We start from the raw sequence: 19,793 nt of genomic DNA, 5'->3' as shown, positions 1-19,793 counted from the left end.
GGGTTTTGGATTTAGTTCAACGCCACGCTATGAGGCGTGCGACAGGCGGCAAAACGGTCAAGCTTTTGATCGTAAACCGATGTCTTGATTTGCATCATTCCAAGCACGGTATGAAACAGATTGTCATGCGACGATGGTTCGGCAACAGTCTTCTTCAGGCAATCGACATCGAGCCCCGTGCCGGATACATATTCCGGCGCAAACCACGTGATGAACGGCACATGGGTCTGCTGCGACGGCGCGATGAAATAAGGCGCGGCATGGAGATAAAGGCCGTCTTCGCCAAGAGATTCACCGTGGTCGGACATGTAGATCATTGATGAAGCGAATTTGTCTTCATTCGCTTTCAGCAGATCGATGACTTCCGACAGGATGTGATCCGTATAGAGGATTGAATTGTCGTAGGCATTGACGATCTCTTCATGCGAGCACTTGGCAAAATCGTTTGAGCGGCAATCCGGCTTGAACTTCGCAAATTCTTCCGGATAACGGCGATAATAGGCCGGGCCATGGCTGCCTGTCATATGCAGGACAATGGTGGCGTTGCCGGTCAGCTCTTTCAGTTCCTTATCAAGACTATCGACCAGAATCTGGTCGATGCATTCCCCGCCCTCACAGTAGCGCGTATCCTTGGCGTTTTGCAGATCGATTGTCTTGATGCGGTCGGCAACGCCCTTGCTGCCGGTATTGTTTTCATACCAGGCCACCTGCACGCCCGCATGCTGCAACACATCCATCAGATTTTCAGAACCACGGAACTTGGTATTGGAAAACTCTTCCCGCGTGAAAGGCGAGAACATGCAAGGGACCGAAACCGAGGTTTCCGTTCCGCAGCTTGTCGTATCGGTGAAGGCAACGACATTGCGCTGCTTCAATTCCGGGTTGGTTTCTCGCGAATAGCCGTTGAGGCTGAAATTCTGGGCGCGTGCCGTCTCGCCGACAACCACCACCGTCAGCAGCTTTTTATCAGCAGGCAGCTTCGTCGCCGACTGCTTGGCATCCAGTCCAAGCGGCTCCATCGGTATGTCGCGGTTCTTGATCGTATGCGCAACATATTGAACCGTGCTGGTGATCGGCGTTCCCGGCATCAGCTTTTGCATGATGTCGGCATTGTGTTCACGGAACATCGACGAGTAGGCTGCGTAATTCGCGCCCAAAATTGCAATCGATGCCGCGAGGCAGGCGAAAATAATGCCGGTATTCACCGCGACCTTGCCTAGCAAAGGCCGGTGCTTGACCCGCACCCAGACAATCAGCAACGACGGTACGACACCGAACAGCACCATGTGCCAGACAAAGCTTGGCGTCAGCAGCGCGCCGGATTCGGCCTGCGTTGTCGTCAGCGCGGCCTCGACCACATATTTGTCGATGATCGTCCCGAATGTATCGGTGAAGTAGGAACCGCCAGCCGCGATCAGGACAAACAGGATCAGGATCGGCTTGATGACATATTTCGCCGAGAAGACGAGAAGCAATGCGGTGTGCAACAACACAAGTGCTGCCGCTATGCCCACGAGTTTCCACGGTGCATCGGCATAGTAAGTGCCGATTGCGTGCCAGAATGAAGCATTGGTGAAGATGAAAACGTAGAGCACCGTCAGAAGGCACAATAGGCCGCTGGCGATTGTGGGACGGAATTTCTGCATGGCGTATGTCTCAAGCGGCTTTGTGCGGGACCTGCCGCAAAACGGGCAGATCAATATGACCAATACGCCTTAGCAAGCGTTCGCTTACAAAAATGAAATTAAAATGGTTTTTCTACGGCGGAGCGACCGCACCACGGTCGCTCCACAACATTTTGATTTGTGCGTCAGAGACTGACCCAGGCGCCATTTCTCTTGGACGAGCGTACGCAAGCGTCGATAAAGCTCACGCCCAGTAGCCCATCGTCAACAGTCGGGTAAACCACCGCACTGTCCGGCTTTTTGCCTTCGCGATGTGCCTCAATGGCATTGGCTGCTTCGGTATAGATCGTCGCAAAAGCCTCAAGATAACCTTCCGGATGACCGGCAGGCACACGCGTTACCCGCGCAGCTTCAGGCCCGGCACCCGCACCGCCGCGCGTAATGAGCCGCTTCTCGCCGCCAAATGGCGTGAACCACAGCCGGTTCGGGTCTTCCTGCGCCCATTCAATGCCGCCCTTTGTGCCATAGACACGCAGACGAAGCGCATTTTCGTTGCCGGGTGCAACCTGACTGCACCAGAGCATGCCTTTCGCGCCGCCAGCAAAACGCAGCATCACATGCGCATTATCATCAAGACGACGCCCCGCGACGAAACTGTCGAGGTCGGCGGCCAGACTATCGAGTGTCAGTCCGGTCACGAAGGAGGCCAAATTGAAGGCATGGGTTCCAATGTCACCCGTGGCACCGCCAAGGCCGGATTGGGCCGGGTCAGTCCGCCAGACAGCGCCCTTCGCGCCGGTGGCTTCGACAGCTTCCGTCAGCCAGTCCTGCGCATATTCCACCTGCACGACACGGAGATCGCCAAGTTCTCCACTGGCCACCATCGCGCGGGCCTGCCGCACCATCGGATAGCCGGTATAGTTGTGGGTCAGCACGAACAGCGTACCGCTCTCATCCGCAGCTTTTTTCAGCTTTTTGGCATCAGCAAGCGTGGAAGTCAGGGGCTTGTCGCAAATGACATGGATGCCGCGCTTCAGAAACTCTTTCGCGGCTTCATAGTGCACATGGTTGGGCGTCACGATCGAAACGGCTTCAATGCCATTTTTCAATCGCGCTTCGCGGATCGCCATCTCCAGGAAATCCGAATAGATGCGGTCCGACGCCAGCCCCAGTTCACGCCCCGAGGCTTGCGCCTTTTCCGGCGATGAGGACAGGGCGCCTGCAACCAGTTCGAAACGGTTGTCGAGCCGCGACGCCATACGGTGCACGCCGCCAATGAAAGCCCCTGCCCCGCCGCCAACCATGCCGAGACGGATACGTGGCGTTGCAGTTTCCTTGGTTTTGGCTTCAATCGTCATGGATTCCTCATTTCGTCTCAAAGGCCCAGCATACGGCGATTGGCAGCATCATCAGTGCCGCCCGATGCAAAATCGTCGAATGCCTTGTCGGTGACGCGTATGATATGCGCCTTTACGAATTCCGCGCCTTCGCGCGCGCCGTCTTCCGGGTGCTTCAACGCGCATTCCCATTCGACCACGGCCCAGCCATCGAAATCATTCGCGGCCATTTTGGAGAAGACAGCGCCGAAATCAACCTGCCCATCGCCCAGCGAACGGAAACGACCAGCGCGGTTGACCCAGCCCTGATAACCGCCATAGACGCCCTGTCGTCCAGTCGGATTGAACTCCGCGTCCTTGACGTGGAACATCCTGATCCGGTCTTTGTAGATGTCGATATTGTCAAGATAATCGAGACATTGCAGCACATAATGCGACGGGTCGTAGAGCATATTGGCGCGCGGGTGGTTCTTCACACGCTCCAGAAACATCTCGAATGTCACGCCGTCATGCAGGTCTTCGCCGGGATGAATTTCGTAGCAGATATCGACGCCATACTCCTCCGCATGGTCGAGGATCGGCGTCCAGCGGCGTGCGAGTTCGTCAAACGCCGTTTCGACAAGACCGGCAGGTCGCTGCGGCCATGGATAGACAAACGGCCATGCAAGCGCGCCCGAAAAGGTCGCGTGTGCGCCAATGCCGAGATTGCGAGATGCCTTGATTGCCATCTTGACCTGCTCGACAGCCCAAGCCTGTCGGGCCTTGGGATTGCCGCGCACTTCCGGCACCGCAAAGCCGTCAAAGGCTTCGTCATAGGCAGGATGAACAGCAACAAGCTGGCCTTGCAGATGGGTGGAAAGCTCGGTGACCACCACCCCGTTTTCCTTCGCCACACCGGCGAATTCGTCGCAATAATCCTTGGATTCGGAGGCTTTTTTAAGATCGATCAGCTGGCTTGCCCAGGTGGGCACCTGCACGCCGAGATAACCTTTTTCGGCGGCCCATTTGGTTATGCCGTCCCATGTGTTGAACGGTGCTGCATCGCCGGCGAACTGCCCGAGGAAAATCCCCGGCCCCTTGATCGTCTTCATCGAAACTCCTCCAGAAAAGCACATCCCGAAAAGAATGACGTGGTGTCGAGTAAAATGTGCCTCAAAACAAATAGTTAGAGTGCCGATCTGATGTAATCAGATCAAACCGGGCTCCAGAATGGTATGCGCCCGCCAAAAGGACGGGCGCATGCAACGGATCAGAATGGCGAATCCGGAAAGTAGAACTGCTCGGCATTGTCTTTCGTGACGAGCGTTGCATCGAGGATATAATTGCCGCTAACCGGGGTCTGGTCGTAGAAATGACCGGCCGTGAGCTGCATGGCGGTGCCTACCATCGCTGGCGGATAGAGCACGTCGACCGGCACAAGCTTGTCGCCGTCCATGACCTTCTTGATCATGTCCTTGGAACCGGCACCGGCAACGATGTACTGGATATCGCTGCGGTTGGCCTGCTTGATGGCTTCGAGCACGCCCACAGCCATGTCGTCATCCTGACACCAGACCACGTCGATCTTCGGATACTTGGTCAGGAAGTCCTGCATCACGCGGAAGGCGTCGTCGCGGTTCCAGTTGCCGTATTGACGGTCAAGAACCTTGACGTTGGAGCCTGCAATGCCCTTGTCGAAACCGTCCTGACGCTGCTGGTCAATCGGGATCGGCATGCCGCGAATAACAACAACCTGTGCATCCGGCGTGGTCTTCTTGATATATTCGCCTGCAACCTGACCGAGAGCCGGATTGTTACCGGCAACATAAAGATCGCGGATCGAGTTGTCATTGTTGCTCGGCGCACGGTCGACCAGCGCCACAAACGTGCCCTTGTCCTTGATTTCCTTGATCGCATTGACCAGCGGATCCGGGTCAGATGGCAGCACAACCAGCGCATCAAGGCCCTGCACCGCAAGATCCTGCAACGCATTGGCCTGATTGGCCGCATCCGGCGAGGTCTTGACGATCACGTTCAGACCCGGATGCTCCTGCATCAAAAGCTTTGCCACGCGCTCGGCGTGATAGACGACGCCCGCCGTCCAGCCGTGGTCGGCAGCCGGAATTGAAACGCCGATGGTGACCTTCTTGTCCTGTGCACTCGCGACACCGGTAAATGCCATGGCGCTTGCAGCCAAAGCGGCGAAAGCAACGCCCAAAAATTTCCTTCGCATGTTTTCCTCCCAAAAAACGGGGCTTGTCTCTTTCAATGGACGCATGCCTTGTTCCCAGCACCGTATCTGGTTTCGGGAGACATACCCCTTTTGCCGGAATCGCCCCTGCAATCCCGTCAATTCCTGCATGTCATCGTCGTGACAGTGACCGCTGCACCAGCATGGCGATGATGATGATCGCGCCCTGAATGGCCCCGATCAGATATTCGCTGACGAAGTTCGACAGCAACATGATGTTGCCGACGATCTCCAGAATGAAAGCGCCGCAGATCGTCCCCCAAACCCGGGCGACACCGCCGCGCAGCGCAGTTCCGCCAACCACAACAGCCGTGATGGCTTGCAATTCCCAAAGGATGCCGGTCGTGGCCGAGGTAGAGCCCAGACGCGGCACGTACAGCAGCACGGCGACCGCCACGCAAAGCCCCTGAACCACATAGGCTATCGTGCGCACGCGCTTGACCGAAATGCCGGAATAACGGGCCACATCCTCACTGGAGCCGACTGCAATCACATGGCGTCCATAACGCGTGCGATAGAGGACGAAGGCAGCAATCGCCGCCGTGACGAAAATGGCGATCACCGGCACCGGCACACCCAGAACCGTACCGAAATAGGCCGGGCGATAGAGCGACTGTATCTCCGGATTTCGGAGCGTAATCGCGCCGCCCTGCGACAGCCACGTCGTCAAGCCGCGATAGATGCCCATCGTACCAAGCGTTGCGATGAAAGGTTCAATCCCGCCAACTGTTGTAATCAACCCGTTCAGGAGACCACAGGCCGCGCCGACCACAACCGCCAGCATGACGGCTGCGATCAGCATCAGCACCGGATCAGCAATGACGCCGCTATTCATGAACAGGATCATGATGCTGGCGACAAAAGCAACCATTGCGCCGACAGAAAGATCAAGACCGCCAGACGAGATCACATAGGTCGCGCCAAGCGCAATGATGGCGATGAAAGCGCTACGCGTGGCGACATTCATAAGATTATCGATGCTGATGAAATTGGGATTGGCGACTGTTCCCAGAACGAGCAAAAGAGCGAGCGCGATGAACGGCGCGATGGCTCTCAGGTCCCAATCCTTGGACGTTTTCGGTGCCCGGCTTTTGTCAGTCGCAACCTGTGTCATTGAATTCCCACTCATTGTCTTTTTCTGTTTATTGCCGTTCAGGCTGCTTCTGCCGCATCAACACCGGTCGCCAGAACGACGATATTGTGTTCTGTCATCCGCTCGCCCGTGACCTCCCCGGCGATCCGCCCTTCGCGCATCACGACGATACGGTCGCAAATGCCGATCAGTTCGGGCATTTCCGATGACACAACAACGATCGACCGGCCCTCGTCCGCCAGATTGGCGATGAACTGATAAATCTGTTCCTTGGTCCCGACATCGATGCCGCGGGTCGGCTCGTCGATGATGACGATGGAGGGATCGAGCATCATCATCTTGGCCAGAAGCAGCTTCTGCTGGTTGCCGCCAGACAATTGCCCGGCCAGAATATCCTTGCTCCCGGTGCGAATGTCGAACTCACGGATCGCATCGTCCAGCGCCACCCGCTCCTTGTTGCGGTCAATCTGGAAGCGGCTGACGAATTTTTTCAGTGAGGCCAACGTCAGGTTGATGCCCAGATCCTTGGTCAGCAACAGCCCCTTGCCCTTACGGTCTTCGCTCAGATAGGCGATGCCCGCCGTCAGACTGTCATGGGCATCGCGGAAATGCGCGGGCTTACCGTTGTGGCGCACATCCCCCTTACCGGGACGCAAACCCACGACACCTTCCATCAGCTCAGTACGCCCCGCGCCGACCAGCCCTGCAAAACCGAGTATCTCGCTTCTGTTGAGGCGGAAGCTCGCTTCCTTGACATGACCCGGCACGGAAAAGTCGCTGACTTCCAGGACAGCCTCCCCGCCATGCTGCGTTGCACGGTCGGGATAAAGCTTCGCCACATCACGCCCCACCATCAGCCGCGCCATATCAGCGGGCTGAAGCTCCGATGCCAGATGCGCGGCAACAAGCGTTCCGTCACGCAACACCGTCACGCGGTCGGAAATTTCCTTCACTTCCGGCAGGCGGTGCGAAATGTAGAGGATAGCAACGCCCTTGGCCCGGATATCGCGAATAACCTTCAACAAGGCTTCCGTTTCAACCGGCGTTAGCGAAGCCGTCGGCTCGTCGAAGATCACCACGCGATGCGGCACCAGCAGAACACGCGCAATCTGCACCAGCTGGCGCTGTGCTATCGACAGGCTGCCGACCACCGCGTCAGGATCGATATCCGCACCGAGATCCCGGATCGCCTTGCGCGCACCCTCACGCATGGCACGGTCGTTGACAGTAATGCCGTTCGTCAGCTCTCGGCCGAGGTAAATATTCTGCGCAACCGTCAGATCGGGAGCGAGCAATATTTCCTGATGCACAAGAACAATGCCCTGCGCTTCCGCCTCAACCGGATTGGCAAACGCGATTGGTTTGCCATCAATGTGGATTTCGCCCGCCGTCGGGCGTTCATTGCCCGCAAGAAGCTTCATCAGCGTCGATTTTCCGGCGCCATTTTCGCCGATGATCGCGTGAACTTCGCCGCCGTAAATCTGCAGATTGATATTCTTAAGCACCTGCACAGGGCCGAAAGATTTCGACAGGGATCGGGCTTCAAGAAGCCCCGCTTTATCGGTTTTTGCAGCAGAAATCATAAGCGCGCACCATTCGATGCGCCACGCTTGCGGCCATAGAATCCCAGCCATTGATCCTGATAATCAGATCGCACGTGAACTCCTCCCAAAGCCTCACAATTGGGAGCTTAACTTTCGTTTTGAGGTACGTAAAGCAAAATTGTACAAACGTTGTCATTTCAGATTTACCCAAACCTGCAATGAACCGGTCGCACCCTTGCGATCACGCCAGGGATCGCTATATGTATAGCACACCCATATTTTAGATTGCTAAGTAATGTACGACCCAAAACAGGAACTGCACGCCGCGTTCACCATGGGCCTATCCACTGCGGCCCGAAAAATGCGCAACCTTTTTGATTCCCGCGTTCGCGCGCTAGGCCTGACGCTGTCGCGCGCACGCGTGATGCTGTTGCTCGCGCAGGACCGCGACTGGAACCAGCGCGAACTGGCCGATGCACTGGAAATCGAGCATCCGTCGGTTGTCCGCCTGCTGGATGGGCTTGAGAAACAAGAGCTTATCCGCCGTGTTCCGGTGGAAGGCGACCGCCGCGCCAAACGCATCGAGCTGACCGCAGAAGGGCAGGAACAGGTTCGCGAACTTCAGGATGTGACCCATCACATTCGTGCCGAACTTCTTGAAAAGATCGACCGGCAGTCGCTGGAAAATGCGCTTTTCGTGTTGCAGGAAGTCACGCGTACGGCTGAATTCGCTCTGGTCCCGCAGGACAGCTGAAACACTTCAAATTCCTGTGCCTCCCTCTGGAATAGTCGTGACAGACGGCCTAGATTTATCCCGAATGACAGGGAGTATACCCATGAGCTACAGCAAGAATCCGGAGGCCATCGCCAAGCTGTCACCGGAACAGTATCGCGTTACGCAGGAAAGCGGCACGGAACGCCCGGGAACGGGCGAATATCTCTATAATAAGGAAGCCGGCATCTACGTTGATATCGTTTCCGGCGAGCCGTTATTTGCTTCCAGCGACAAATACGAATCCCATTGCGGCTGGCCAAGCTTCACCAAGCCGATTGAACCCGCCAATGTCAGCGAGTTGAATGATATCTCGCACGGCATGGTTCGCACCGAAGTGCGTTCAGCCCATGGCGACAGCCATCTCGGACACGTCTTCCCGGACGGTCCTGTTGACCGCGGTGGTCTGCGTTACTGCATCAACTCCGCTTCCCTGCGCTTCGTTCCGAAAGCAGAGATGGAAGCCGCAGGCTATGGCGATTATCTCGATCAGGTCGAAGACGTCGCATAAAAGACAAAGGCCGCCTTTTCGCCCCCGCGAAAGGGCGGCTTGCCATTCATTGTTACGTCGATGACGCAACCAGCCGTCTCAGAAGCGCTTTCAGCTCTTCTATCGAACGGTCAATTTCGAGTTTCTTCTTCTCAAGTTCACCGAGCTTTCCGGAAAGCGTCGCACGCAAGTCGTCGAGCTGGCTCAGATCGCTTGCGCCTTCTTTCCAGAGATCGATAAGCTGTTTCGTCTCTGCGAGCGTAAAGCCGATCTGACGACCGAACAAAATGAGACGCAGGCGTGTGTGGTCTTCACGGTCATAAAGACGCGTGATCCCGGCCCGCCTTGGGCTCAAAAGTCCCTTATCCTCGTAGAAACGTAACGCACGCAACGAAAGCCCGAATTCGTGCGCCAGATCGCCTATTCTGAACAATTGGCTGCGTTGCTGGTTTTCTTCTCTGACCTTCAAGCTGCTCCCCGTCAGGAGCTCCGCTATCGTTACAGGCTCAATGGCCGTTTCACTCATATTCATCCCTGTTTCCGCCCCCGGAAACGCCCGTCCACCGCACCGGAGCGCGATGGAACCTCGTTGAGAACCGACTCAGGACAAAGCTTCGGTCACAAAATGACCGGGCCAGCCCGTCGATTCTGGTTGTCCATACTGTCATGACAGACCCGGTCACTTCCGAACCCGGGCAATTTGGTGCCTACCACACCTGCTCAGGCCATCAGACCGGACAAATTGCGTTCAAAAACAAGCTGAAAACCCGCATATTAACGACTTGTTTACTACGTTTGTACAAATGTAGGTGCAGCAAGTTTCTGCGGTTCTGCGTTCCTGAATTTGCGTCCGGCGACCCTTATCATTTGGAAAAGTGAATTTCTCATGGCAAATCCAGAGCTAGCTTCCGGTTCGCGTTCCAGAATTGATGATTTGAACGCGCATCGCGAGCGCCGTCCAACCTCCGCAGCCATGCAGGAGCTCGACCGTACCCTTGCCGGTCTTGAGCGTCGCCTTATGGAGCTGGAACAGGACGCACCCGAAGCACCGCATCCGAACGCTCCCTCCTTTGCTGCTCACCAACCCGCCGCCCCGCGTTATACGGACGACACCGCAGCCGGTCTCGCAGAGATCGCCGACAATCTGCGCCGCCGCCGTGACAGCCAGCGCCAGCAGCAGGAACAAGCGCAGCCCCGCTTCGCATCGAGCATCGAGATCAGCGATGCCAGCCGCGAAATGTCGCGGATGCAACGCGCTGCCAGCGAAGAAGGTTTCTCGCAACGTATGAGCGACGATTTCGATCGCCTCAGCGAAAGCGTCCACCTGCTTGCGGAACGCAGCAGCGAGGCCAATGCGCAGGCTCTGCGCCGTCAGTTCGACGAATTGAACCGCACTGTTCACACACTCGCCCGTGAAGAAACCCTGCGCCGTCTCGACAACCGCTGGGACCGCTTTGACGAGCAGATGCAGGCTTTCGAAAAGCGTCACGATGCCGTTAACCCGGCCTTGAACGCCATTGGCTCGCGTCTTGAGCAGATGCGTGAGGCTATCGGCACCCTGCCCCAATCCCACGCTTTCAGCGCGATTGAAGAGCGGATCGGTCGGCTCACCCATTCCATCGAAGATGCGCTGAACCCGCAGAATGCCGCACCTTTCGAACAGGATATGCTGAACCAGATCGACACCCGGCTGGATGAAATCAGCCGTGCGATCATCGCAACCAGCCGCGCACAGCGCCCTGATCAGGAAGATGCGCGCCGTCTGGAGCGCATTGAGAAGCGCCTTGCCGAGCTTGCAGACCAGATCGACGGTTCGGCTTCCCGCCAGAACTCCGATGTCTTGTTCCAGAAGCTCAGCGAGCTTTCGCAGCGCATCGACGTGCTCTCAAGCGGACAGGCCCTGCCCGACCGGATTGCCGAGCAGCTCGCGCATCAGATCAGCCTTCTGGCCAATCAAGTCGCGAAGGTTACGGAAAATCTGAGCCAGTCCGATTATCGCAGCGTTGAGGCGCGCCTCGAAGCCATTGGCCAGAAGCTGGAAAATGCCGAACGCCGCAGCCAGGAGCCAGACCCTGCCGTTCTCGACACCATTGACCGCCGCTTTGCAGAACTGACCGAACGTCTGGACGCGCAGTACGGCAACCGCTCCATCGACAGCGACGCCATCCATACGCTCGAAGGGCGCCTTGACGATATTTCGCAACAGATTTCGCTCGGATTGCTGCAAGCGCCGCAATATGAAATGCCAAATCTGGCCGACAACGAAGCGATCCGCAATCTGGAAGACCAGATTGCCAATATTGCTCACCATCTCGCCCAGCCGGTTGCCGAACTCGCCCAGATCAAGCCGCGCCTCGACTCCATCGAGCGCTCGATTGCGACGAACCGCGAAACGGTTCTGGATGCAGCCCGCGAAGCTGCGGAAAGTGCCGTCGCGCGAGTGCTCCAGCACGGCAATCAGGGCGACACGACCATTGCCCGTCAGTTGGCCGACGATATGAAGTCGCTGGAAATGTTGGCCCGCAACACGGACGAGCGCAACAGCAAGACTTTTGAAGCCGTGCACGACACGCTGGTCAAGATCGTGGATCGCCTGTCCCGACTTGAACAGGACATGGGCAGCCAAAGCGTAAATGCTGATAGCTTCGGCAATCGTGGCTTCGACAAGCGTGAAGACGATGCCCGCCCGGCAATGGCTTTGGCTGAGGAACCAGCACCCCGCTTCGCTGCTCCGGAAACCAATGCGCCACGCCTGAACACCTCCCGCTCGCCTGCGACCGCTGCTGCCGAGGCTGCCTTCGCAACCATTCAGGGCGAAACCGCTGTCGTTACCGCACCGACTGGCGAGGCTTCGGCCAAGTCGTCGCTGTTCGGTGGCCTTGCCAAGGCAATGCGCGGACGTCGCGCCGAGAAGAACGACGTCAATACCGACAACGATCTCAAGGCCGAAAACTTCGACAAGAACGACGCCCCGGCTTTTGAAAGCGAAATGGCCGCCGTCGAGCCAATCGTGGAAAACGAACCGGATGCACGGTTCGGCGGCGATCACATGCCCGACCTCAACTCCATCATGAAGCGCGTGCGCGAAGAACGCCGCCAGCGCGAAGATGCCGCCGACGCTGCTCTGGCAGCCAACGGCAAGGTTGATTTCATCACCGCCGCGCGCCGCGCCGCACAGCTTGCCGCCGCTGAATCCGAACAGCTCCAGAAGGGTTCCACCAAGGGCGCAGGCAAGAAGAAGAAATCCGTTGGCGACATTATGCAGCGCCAGCGCAAGCCGATCCTGATGGCAATTGGCGCCGTCATGATCGCCATGGCGGGTCTGCAAGTTGGCAGTGCGTTCCTCACCCGCGATGAACCGACCGACGCGACCGTCGATCTAGCTCCGCAGCCGGAAACACCTGCCGCCGAAACGCCAGCAGTAACGCAGGCTCCTGCACAGGCTGAAGCACCGGCCCAGACCGAGACACCACAAATTACCGAGCCGCGTCAGGAAAAGGCGGAAGCGCCAGCTGCATCGGACCAATCGCCCACCATTGAAACGGTAATTGCCAGCGCGCCGACCACTCCGGTCGAAGTCTCTGCCCCTGAACAGGCTGCTTCGCCTTCGGCACCGGCTCAGGTCGCTATCCCGGCCATTCCGGAAGAAGCTGGCCCGGCAGCTCTGCGCGAGGCAGCCGCCATGGGCGACGCACGCGCCCTGTTCGAAATCGGCAATCGCTATATGGAAGGTCGCGGCGTTACCGCCGACTTTAACAAAGCCGCGCAGTGGTATGACATTTCCGCCGGTCAGGGCTTTGCCCCGGCGCAATATCGCCTTGGCAATTTCAATGAAAAAGGCCTCGGCATGCCCCGCGATCTGGACAAGGCCAAGACCTGGTATCAGCTTTCCGCGCAGCAGGGCAATGCAAGCGCGATGCACAATCTCGCCGTCCTGTTTGCAACCGGCGCAAATGGCGCTCCGGACAATGCCTCCGCCGCTCGCTGGTTTACCGAAGCTGCCGATCTTGGCGTGAAGGACAGCCAGTTCAATCTTGGCATCCTCGCAGCCAAGGGCCTCGGCATTCCGGTTAACCTGGAAGAAAGCTACAAGTGGTTTGCGCTGGCCGCCAATTCCGGCGACAAGGACGCGGCACAGAAGCGCGATCAGATTGCCGAAGTGCTGAAACCGGAACAACTGGAACAGGCCAAGGCCACCGTCCAGTCGTGGAAGCCGAAGCCGCTGAACGAAGCCACCAACTCCATTGACGTGCCGGACGCATGGACGGAAGCCAAGCCAACCACCACCGGCTCGGTCGACATGAAGAAGGCGGTTCGCAACATCCAGCTCATCCTTCAGAAGAACGGCTATGATGTCGGCACCGCCGACGGCGTGATGGGTGGTAAGACCCGCACGGCCATTGCCTCGTTCCAGAAGGCCAATGGTCTGCAACCGACCGGTAATGTCGATCAGAAGCTGGTTCAGCTGCTGTTGCAGAAGAACACGTAAGATCTGTCGCAGAGAGCTCAGAAAATGCCGCTAAACGCGGCATACCATTGCAGGAAAGTAACACGTCCGGCGCAAGGTAACCGTAATGACAATCGGCGTTTGACTTAACGGTCCCGGCAGCGCAAGACGGTAGGTGAACAGGCCTCGCGGAATTGCGCGACCGCAGCGGGCCGTAGAGCGTATGCGTCCGTCAGAGCCGGGTTCGGAATTGGGTATTTATCTTCCCATTGCAGAATTATCGGTCAACATGCTGGTTCTGCTCAGCATGGGCGCTGCGGTTGGCTTTCTGTCCGGATTGTTTGGTGTTGGCGGCGGCTTTCTGATCACGCCACTCCTGATCTTCTACAATATTCCACCTGCCATCGCCGTTGCGACCGGCGCCAATCAGGTTATCGCTTCGTCCGTTTCCGGCGCGCTCGTCCACTTCAAACGGCGAACGCTCGATATCAAGCTCGGCCTGTTTCTCGTGGCTGGCGGTATTGTCGGATCGCTACTTGGTATTTTCGTCTTCTCGTGGCTGCGCGAACTGGGTCAGCTCGATCTGATCGTCTCGATCCTCTATGTGTTTTTCCTCGGCAGCGTCGGCGGACTGATGCTGGTGGAAAGCCTGCGCGCTTTGCGGCGGGTCAAGAAAGGCGGTGCGATACGCCGACCCGGCCAGCACACATGGATCCACAAGCTGCCGTTCAAGATGCGGTTCCGAGCCTCGACCATCTATGTCAGCATCATCCCCGTTCTCGGCATCGGCTTTTTCATCGGCCTTCTGTCGTCGGTGATGGGTGTCGGCGGCGGCTTCATTATGGTGCCAGCGCTGATCTATCTTTTGCATGTGCCGACCAATGTGGTCGTGGGCACCTCACTCTTCCAGATCACATTCGTGACCGCTTTCACCACGGTCATGCAGGCAACGACCAACCAGTCGATCGATATCGTGCTGGCCTTCCTGCTGATGGTGGGCGGCGTGATCGGCGCGCAATATGGCGCACGCGCCGGGCAGAAGCTGCGCGGCGAACAGTTGCGGCTCTTGCTTGCCCTGTTGGTTTTAGCCGTTGCACTGCGCCTTGCCTTTGGCCTGTTCGTACGACCGGACAATCTGTTCTCGATCACAATAGCGGATTTTTGAGATGCGGGCCGCTGCTCTCACTTCGGCAATGGCGCTATCGCTGATCGCGGGCGCGGCTTTTGCACAGGTCAATGCCAGCGGTGACGGCAACACGGTGCCGCAATTGCAGACCCCTGCGGAAGAAACCATCGATATCGGCCTTTCGACCGAAACCATCGCCATTACCTCCAATTTCGGCGGCACGGACCTGACGATTTTCGGCGCACTGGACAATGCTGATCCGATGATCCAGCGACAGGGACGCTACGATATCATCGTGGTTTTGCAGGGACCTGAGCGCAATCTGGTGGTGCGCAAGAAGGAGCGTTATCTGGGCGTCTGGATCAACGCCAGCTCCGAAACCTTTCTCGGCGTTCCGCTGTCTTATTCGCTCGCCTCGACGCGCAATCTGCAGGATATCGCGGATGAGAAAATCTACCGCCAGCTTTCAGTTGGGGTTCGCAATTTCTATCTGAACCCGGAAGACCCTTCGAGCCTTTCAGGCAATATTCCGAAATTCGGCACCGAGCTTCGCGAGATGAAAATCCGGCAGGGTCTTTACAGCCAGCGCATCGGCGGCGTGGAATTCGTATCTCGCACCCTGTTTCGCGCAACGTTGAACCTGCCCGCCAATGTTCCGGTGGGGCGACACAAGGCGCGCGCGCTCCTGTTTCGTAATGGCGTCTTTCTGCGTGAAGCCAATGCCAGCCTCGAAATCGTCAAGGCCGGTCTGGAACAAAGCGTCTATAACGCCGCCCACCAATATAGCCTGCTCTATGGTTTGTTCGCGGTTTTCCTTGCGGTCTTCACCGGCTGGTTCGGACGTATCCTGTTCCGGAAAGACTAAAATCTCCAAGCAGAAAGAGCATTAAATGCAGTAACAACTAACAGTTGCAGCCATCCGCAAAACTGATAGCCTTGAATAGTAAAAATAGATATTTCTCTATAAAAGGATATAAAAATGACTTCTTTCTCAAATCATCCTTTCCGTACAATTAAGGTATACATATCGGAAAATTCTTATCAGCTGACACTTGTCGACGTTAACTCAAATTATTATTTCCTGAATTCATATGATTCATCTCATATGAACGAATTTCAAAAGGATATCATTCGATCAGCGCAATCTGCGATAGCGCAAAAATCGACGCTAACATTAAGTGGTAACTACATAGATGGAAATGGTTACATATCTTTAAATATAACTGACATACTATTGTCAGCTAAAGCTTAGATTTATCTAAAGCAATTTTGGAAATATCCTGTATTATTATTGAATATTCAAATATGATACTGAATATTCCTATAACATCACTCACCACTATATGCTGCTATATTGCCTGTCACAGTTGTTCTGGCGATCCTCACCGGTTGGTTCGGACACATTTCGTTCTAGAAGGAACCGTTCTTGAATCGGATGTGCCAGGCCTTTGTACGATCTACAGTTTTCAATGATCAAATTGATTTTATCAGGATTATAAAATGAAATATCTATCCAATCATCCATTCGGCATGCTTAAATTATACACAGACAGATATTCTTATCAATTAACTCTAATTGATGGTAATTATCTTTTCAATGTCATATATAGAAGATCTGAAATCGATGAATTTCAAAAAGATGTTATCAAACTATCGCAAATTGCAATATCGCAGAATTCAATGTTAATACTAAGCGGAATCTATACAGACAGAGAAGGAAACGGTTATATACCCCTAGATATAACGGATGCAGCTGTGTCAGGTCCAGCTATAATCCCAAGCGCTTCGAATTAATAGTTGTAGTCTTTATTCTCTAAATTAACAGAAAAAACTGCAATTAGAATCCGTAAAACCAAACTAATCACCCGCCATGTAGTGCGCCACGGGCAATCGGATAGACCTTGCCTTGCCCCAACATATAAGCGCGTAGCGTTTCATCCACGAAAAGGCCGCGAAAAGCGCGATCCAGCACATTAAGCGCGCCGGTATAGGCACCAAAGGCGGGCATGATCAGCCTTTCGCCATCGCTGACAAAACAGGGGCGGCGCACCGAGCGCCCGCGCCGTACGATGCGCGCCGCCGGGTGCAAGTGCCCCGCAATCTCGCCCTGTCCAAGCTTGAGCGAAGGTTCGTGCCGAAAAACCAGCGGTCCGACAGCCAACTCCCCAACGCAATCGCCCGGCAGATCGACCGGACGTTCAGGATCATGATTGCCAGTGATCCAGAACCAGTCGCGCTGTTCCATCAGCGATTTCAACCGAATGGCATAAAGCGACGGCAGACGTTCGCTGGCTTTCGGATCGTGAAAACTGTCGCCGAGGCTGATGATCGTTTTCGGCTGGTAACGGGCAATCGCCGCAGCCAGCATGTCGAGCGTAGCTGCCGTGTCATAAGGCGGGATGAGTTGCCCACGCCGCGCAAAGGACGAGCCCTTTTCAAGATGCAGATCGGACACGACCAGCATGTTCAAATCCGGCAGGAAAAGCGCGCCTGAAGGATCGCAAACGGCAGCAGTCCCGCGCACTTCCATATGCGCCAGACTATAAGCCTCGCCATTGCTCCAGACAGCGGTTCTCATTTCCCGATCCTCATTCCCCCGTCCTCATTCCATCGCCTCGCGGATGAGATCGTCGGCCGTTTCTTCGAGCAGCATTTCATCGCCCTCACCCGCCACACGCTCGCGCCCGATTTCCAGCATCACCGGCAGGGCCAGTGGCGAAATACGATCAAGCGGTTTGTGCAAAAGATGTCCTTTCACGCGCGCCAGCATATCGCCGAGGCGCTTGATATCGAGAAGTCCTGTCGCTGCATCCGCCCGCGTCGCCTGCAACAAGATGTGGTCCGGTTCATGACCGCGCAGGACGTCATAGATCAGATCGGTGGAAACGGTCACCTGCCGCCCGGTCTTTTCCAGTCCCGGATGACGCCGTTCGATCAAGCCGGAAATGACGGCGCAATTGCGGAAAGTGCGCTTTAAAAGATAGCTTTCATCGAGCCATGCTTCGAGATCGTCGCCCAGCATGTCCTCATCGAACAGGCGTGTGAGATTGAGCGCGCCGGAGCGGATCATCGCGCCCATATCCTTGAGCCCCCACAGACCCAGCGAATAATCGGTGGCGACGAAGCCCAGCGGATGTGCGCCCATGCGCTCCAGACGGCGCGTCAGCAACATGCCAAGCGTCTGATGGGCAAGCCTGCCCTCAAATGGATAGGCCACCATGTAGAACCGTCCACCACGCGGAAAAGTCTCGATCAGCAATTCATCGGTGCGCGGCAGCACGGATTTGAATTCCTGCACTTCCAGCCATTCACGCACCTGCTCGGGCAAAAACTGCCAGCGCGTGCGGTCGGCCAGCATGGCCCGTACCTGCGAAGCGAGATAGGTCGAAAGCGGAAATTTTCCGCCTGCATAGACCGGTATCTTCGCATCCTGTCCGGCGGCATTGGTCGTGATGCATTCATTTTCGCGAATGCCTTCAAAGCGCAACACCTTTCCAGCAAACAGGAAAGTATCGCCCGGTGTCATCGTTTCCAGAAAATACTCTTCGATCCGGCCCAAAACCCGGCCACCATAGGCGCTGGCCTTTTTGCCGCCGCGTGTGAGCCGGACATTCAGCTCCGGTGCTTCGACAATCGTTCCGATATTCAGGCGATATTGCTGCGCAATCCGCGGATTGGACACCCGCCATGTCCCATCCACCGTCTTGCGGATTTTGGCAAAGCGTTCATAGGTTTTGAGCGCATAACCACCCGTTGCGACAAAATCCAGAATGCGATCAAAGCTTTGGCGCGAAAGGTTCATGTAGGGTGCAGCACTGCGTACTTCTGCAAAAAGCTGATCGGCATTGAATGGTTCGGCACAGGCCATGCCCAGTACGTGCTGCGCCAGCACATCAAGCGCGCCGTCGATCAGCGGTGGCGTATCCTGCGCGCCCAGATAATTGGCGTCGAGTGCGGCGCGACACTCCATAACCTCGAAACGGTTAGCGGGCACCAGAATGGCGCGGCTCGGTTCGTCCATGCGGTGGTTGGCGCGACCGATACGCTGCGCCAGACGGCTCGCCCCCTTGGGCGCACCGACATGGATAACCAGATCGACATCTCCCCAGTCGATACCCAGATCGAGCGTGGACGTCGCGACAACCGCCCGCAACGTATTGGCGGCCATGGCCTGCTCGACCTTGCGGCGCTGGCTGGCATCGAGCGAGCCATGATGCAAGGCAATCGGCAGCGTAGCATCATTGATGCGCCACAGCTCCTGAAACAGCATTTCCGCCTGGCTGCGCGTATTGACGAAAAGCAGCGTGGTCCGATGCGTCCGGATCGCCTCATAAACATCTGCAATCGCATAGCGCGCGGAATGTCCGGCCCAGGGCACCCGCTCCTCGGAATCGAGAATGGATATTTCCGGTTTCGCGCCACCATCCACCGTCACCAGACCGGCTTTGGGACCAGTACCGTCCTGCTCCACCAGCCAGCGGCGCAACTCGTCCGGTTCTGCCACGGTCGCGGACAGGCCGATGGTTTGCAATTGCGGTTGCAGGCGGCGCAGCCGCGCCAGGCCCAGCGCCAGCAAATGGCCGCGCTTGGAAATCACCAGCGAATGCAACTCATCCAGCACCACATAGCGCAACCCCTTGAAGAACTGGTCCGCCCCTTTGGACGCAATCAGCAGGGCAAGTTGTTCGGGTGTCGTCAGCAGAATATCGGGCGGTGCCAGTTTCTGCCGCTGGCGCTTATGCGCGGGCGTATCGCCGGTGCGGGTCTCAATGGTGATATCAAGCCCCATTTCCTCGACTGGCACGGTGAGATTGCGATGGATATCAACGGCCAACGCCTTTAACGGCGAGATATACAACGTATGGACGCCGCGCTTCGCCACGCCCGGCTTTTTACGGCCATTTCGTTCCAAATCCACCAGCGCTGGCAAAAACCCGGCCAGCGTCTTGCCCGCGCCGGTCGGCGCAATCAGCAAGGTCGATTGCCCTTCTTCGGCACGTCCCAGCAATTCAAGCTGATGAGCGCGCGGCGACCAGCCCTTGGAACCGAACCATTCGATAAAACGGTCCGGCAGGGCAAAAGTGGCAGATGCAGCGGCGGGTTTCAAATTCAGTGTCACGCCCCCAATC

15 protein-coding genes are annotated in these 19,793 nt (G+C 56.6%); 6 read left to right on the top strand and 9 right to left on the bottom strand.

Annotated elements, in window-relative coordinates; all coding sequences use genetic code 11:
- Positions 1-11 precede the first annotated feature (11 nt).
- From FGI60_RS02335 to FGI60_RS02310, 6 genes are all read right to left on the bottom strand, one after another.
- Positions 12-1,646 (bottom strand): phosphoethanolamine transferase, encoded by a 1,635-nt coding sequence (locus FGI60_RS02335; RefSeq protein ID WP_138783751.1) that lies wholly within the window; start codon positions 1,644-1,646, stop codon positions 12-14.
- 164 nt (positions 1,647-1,810) lie between these two features.
- The gene (locus tag FGI60_RS02330; protein ID WP_138783750.1) at positions 1,811-2,983 is read right to left on the bottom strand and encodes a Gfo/Idh/MocA family protein; all 1,173 of its coding nucleotides are present in this window, start codon (positions 2,981-2,983) and stop codon (positions 1,811-1,813) included.
- A gap of 17 nt (positions 2,984-3,000) precedes the next feature.
- On the bottom strand, positions 3,001-4,053 hold the full coding sequence (locus tag FGI60_RS02325) for a sugar phosphate isomerase/epimerase family protein (protein ID WP_138783749.1): 1,053 nt from the start codon (positions 4,051-4,053) through the stop codon (positions 3,001-3,003).
- A 158-nt stretch (positions 4,054-4,211) separates the two neighbouring features.
- On the bottom strand, positions 4,212-5,174 hold the full coding sequence (locus FGI60_RS02320; RefSeq protein WP_138783748.1) for a substrate-binding domain-containing protein: 963 nt from the start codon (positions 5,172-5,174) through the stop codon (positions 4,212-4,214).
- A gap of 130 nt (positions 5,175-5,304) precedes the next feature.
- On the bottom strand, positions 5,305-6,306 hold the full coding sequence (locus FGI60_RS02315; RefSeq protein ID WP_138783860.1) for an ABC transporter permease: 1,002 nt from the start codon (positions 6,304-6,306) through the stop codon (positions 5,305-5,307).
- A gap of 38 nt (positions 6,307-6,344) precedes the next feature.
- A complete protein-coding gene (locus FGI60_RS02310) occupies positions 6,345-7,868 on the bottom strand; it encodes a sugar ABC transporter ATP-binding protein (protein ID WP_138783747.1) in 1,524 nt (507 codons plus the stop codon).
- A 256-nt stretch (positions 7,869-8,124) separates the two neighbouring features.
- Here FGI60_RS02310 and FGI60_RS02305 point away from each other — a divergent pair, with 256 nt between their 5' ends.
- Both FGI60_RS02305 and msrB read left to right on the top strand, forming a co-directional pair.
- Positions 8,125-8,583 (top strand): MarR family winged helix-turn-helix transcriptional regulator, encoded by a 459-nt coding sequence (locus tag FGI60_RS02305; RefSeq protein ID WP_138783746.1) that lies wholly within the window; start codon positions 8,125-8,127, stop codon positions 8,581-8,583.
- 82 nt (positions 8,584-8,665) lie between these two features.
- Positions 8,666-9,112: a peptide-methionine (R)-S-oxide reductase MsrB gene (gene msrB / locus FGI60_RS02300; protein WP_078340315.1), complete on the top strand. Its 447-nt coding sequence runs from the start codon at positions 8,666-8,668 to the stop codon at positions 9,110-9,112.
- Positions 9,113-9,164: 52 nt separating this feature from the next.
- On the opposite strand, the gene FGI60_RS02295 is transcribed toward msrB, so the two are convergent.
- The gene (locus FGI60_RS02295) at positions 9,165-9,617 is read right to left on the bottom strand and encodes a MerR family transcriptional regulator (protein WP_138783859.1); all 453 of its coding nucleotides are present in this window, start codon (positions 9,615-9,617) and stop codon (positions 9,165-9,167) included.
- 360 nt (positions 9,618-9,977) lie between these two features.
- Between FGI60_RS02295 and FGI60_RS02290 the strand changes: the two genes are divergently transcribed.
- The 4 genes from FGI60_RS02290 (at position 9,978) to FGI60_RS26205 (ending at position 16,458) form a co-directional block, all read left to right on the top strand.
- The gene (locus tag FGI60_RS02290) at positions 9,978-13,580 is read left to right on the top strand and encodes a peptidoglycan-binding protein (protein ID WP_138783745.1); all 3,603 of its coding nucleotides are present in this window, start codon (positions 9,978-9,980) and stop codon (positions 13,578-13,580) included.
- Positions 13,581-13,827: 247 nt separating this feature from the next.
- Positions 13,828-14,703 carry a sulfite exporter TauE/SafE family protein gene (locus FGI60_RS02285; RefSeq protein ID WP_235889723.1) on the top strand — a complete coding sequence of 292 codons (876 nt, stop codon included), beginning with the start codon at positions 13,828-13,830 and terminating at the stop codon, positions 14,701-14,703.
- Position 14,704: 1 nt separating this feature from the next.
- The gene (locus FGI60_RS02280) at positions 14,705-15,529 is read left to right on the top strand and encodes a TIGR02186 family protein (RefSeq protein ID WP_138783743.1); all 825 of its coding nucleotides are present in this window, start codon (positions 14,705-14,707) and stop codon (positions 15,527-15,529) included.
- Positions 15,530-16,164: 635 nt separating this feature from the next.
- Entirely contained in the window at positions 16,165-16,458 is a 294-nt protein-coding gene (locus FGI60_RS26205) for a hypothetical protein (protein ID WP_171058678.1), read from the top strand.
- A 67-nt stretch (positions 16,459-16,525) separates the two neighbouring features.
- Here the strand turns inward: FGI60_RS26205 and pdeM are convergent, their stop codons facing one another.
- Together pdeM and FGI60_RS02270 are read right to left on the bottom strand one after the other, a co-directional pair.
- Complete coding sequence (gene pdeM, locus FGI60_RS02275; RefSeq protein WP_138783742.1) at positions 16,526-17,242, bottom strand: ligase-associated DNA damage response endonuclease PdeM; 717 nt, start codon at positions 17,240-17,242, stop codon at positions 16,526-16,528.
- 24 nt (positions 17,243-17,266) lie between these two features.
- Positions 17,267-19,783 carry a ligase-associated DNA damage response DEXH box helicase gene (locus FGI60_RS02270; protein WP_138783741.1) on the bottom strand — a complete coding sequence of 839 codons (2,517 nt, stop codon included), beginning with the start codon at positions 19,781-19,783 and terminating at the stop codon, positions 17,267-17,269.
- Between the last annotated feature and the right edge of the window lie 10 nt (positions 19,784-19,793).

This window comes from Brucella haematophila, from assembly GCF_005938105.1.
In the GTDB taxonomy this organism is placed as follows: domain Bacteria; phylum Pseudomonadota; class Alphaproteobacteria; order Rhizobiales; family Rhizobiaceae; genus Brucella; species Brucella haematophila.
This window is presented reverse-complemented; position numbering and strand designations above follow the sequence as displayed.

Excerpts from the sequence above, each read along its gene's own strand:
- FGI60_RS02335 (WP_138783751.1), bottom strand. The coding sequence starts at position 1,646 with ATGCAGAAATTCCGTCCCACAATCGCCAGCGGCCTATTGTGCCTTCTG.
- FGI60_RS02330 (WP_138783750.1), bottom strand. The coding sequence starts at position 2,983 with ATGACGATTGAAGCCAAAACCAAGGAAACTGCAACGCCACGTATCCGT.
- FGI60_RS02325 (WP_138783749.1), bottom strand. The coding sequence starts at position 4,053 with ATGAAGACGATCAAGGGGCCGGGGATTTTCCTCGGGCAGTTCGCCGGC.
- FGI60_RS02320 (WP_138783748.1), bottom strand. The coding sequence starts at position 5,174 with ATGCGAAGGAAATTTTTGGGCGTTGCTTTCGCCGCTTTGGCTGCAAGC.
- FGI60_RS02315 (WP_138783860.1), bottom strand. The coding sequence starts at position 6,306 with ATGACACAGGTTGCGACTGACAAAAGCCGGGCACCGAAAACGTCCAAG.
- FGI60_RS02310 (WP_138783747.1), bottom strand. The coding sequence starts at position 7,868 with ATGATTTCTGCTGCAAAAACCGATAAAGCGGGGCTTCTTGAAGCCCGA.
- FGI60_RS02305 (WP_138783746.1), top strand. The coding sequence starts at position 8,125 with ATGTACGACCCAAAACAGGAACTGCACGCCGCGTTCACCATGGGCCTA.
- msrB (WP_078340315.1), top strand. The coding sequence starts at position 8,666 with ATGAGCTACAGCAAGAATCCGGAGGCCATCGCCAAGCTGTCACCGGAA.
- FGI60_RS02295 (WP_138783859.1), bottom strand. The coding sequence starts at position 9,617 with ATGAGTGAAACGGCCATTGAGCCTGTAACGATAGCGGAGCTCCTGACG.
- FGI60_RS02290 (WP_138783745.1), top strand. The coding sequence starts at position 9,978 with ATGGCAAATCCAGAGCTAGCTTCCGGTTCGCGTTCCAGAATTGATGAT.
- FGI60_RS02285 (WP_235889723.1), top strand. The coding sequence starts at position 13,828 with ATGCTGGTTCTGCTCAGCATGGGCGCTGCGGTTGGCTTTCTGTCCGGA.
- FGI60_RS02280 (WP_138783743.1), top strand. The coding sequence starts at position 14,705 with ATGCGGGCCGCTGCTCTCACTTCGGCAATGGCGCTATCGCTGATCGCG.
- FGI60_RS26205 (WP_171058678.1), top strand. The coding sequence starts at position 16,165 with ATGAAATATCTATCCAATCATCCATTCGGCATGCTTAAATTATACACA.
- pdeM (WP_138783742.1), bottom strand. The coding sequence starts at position 17,242 with ATGAGAACCGCTGTCTGGAGCAATGGCGAGGCTTATAGTCTGGCGCAT.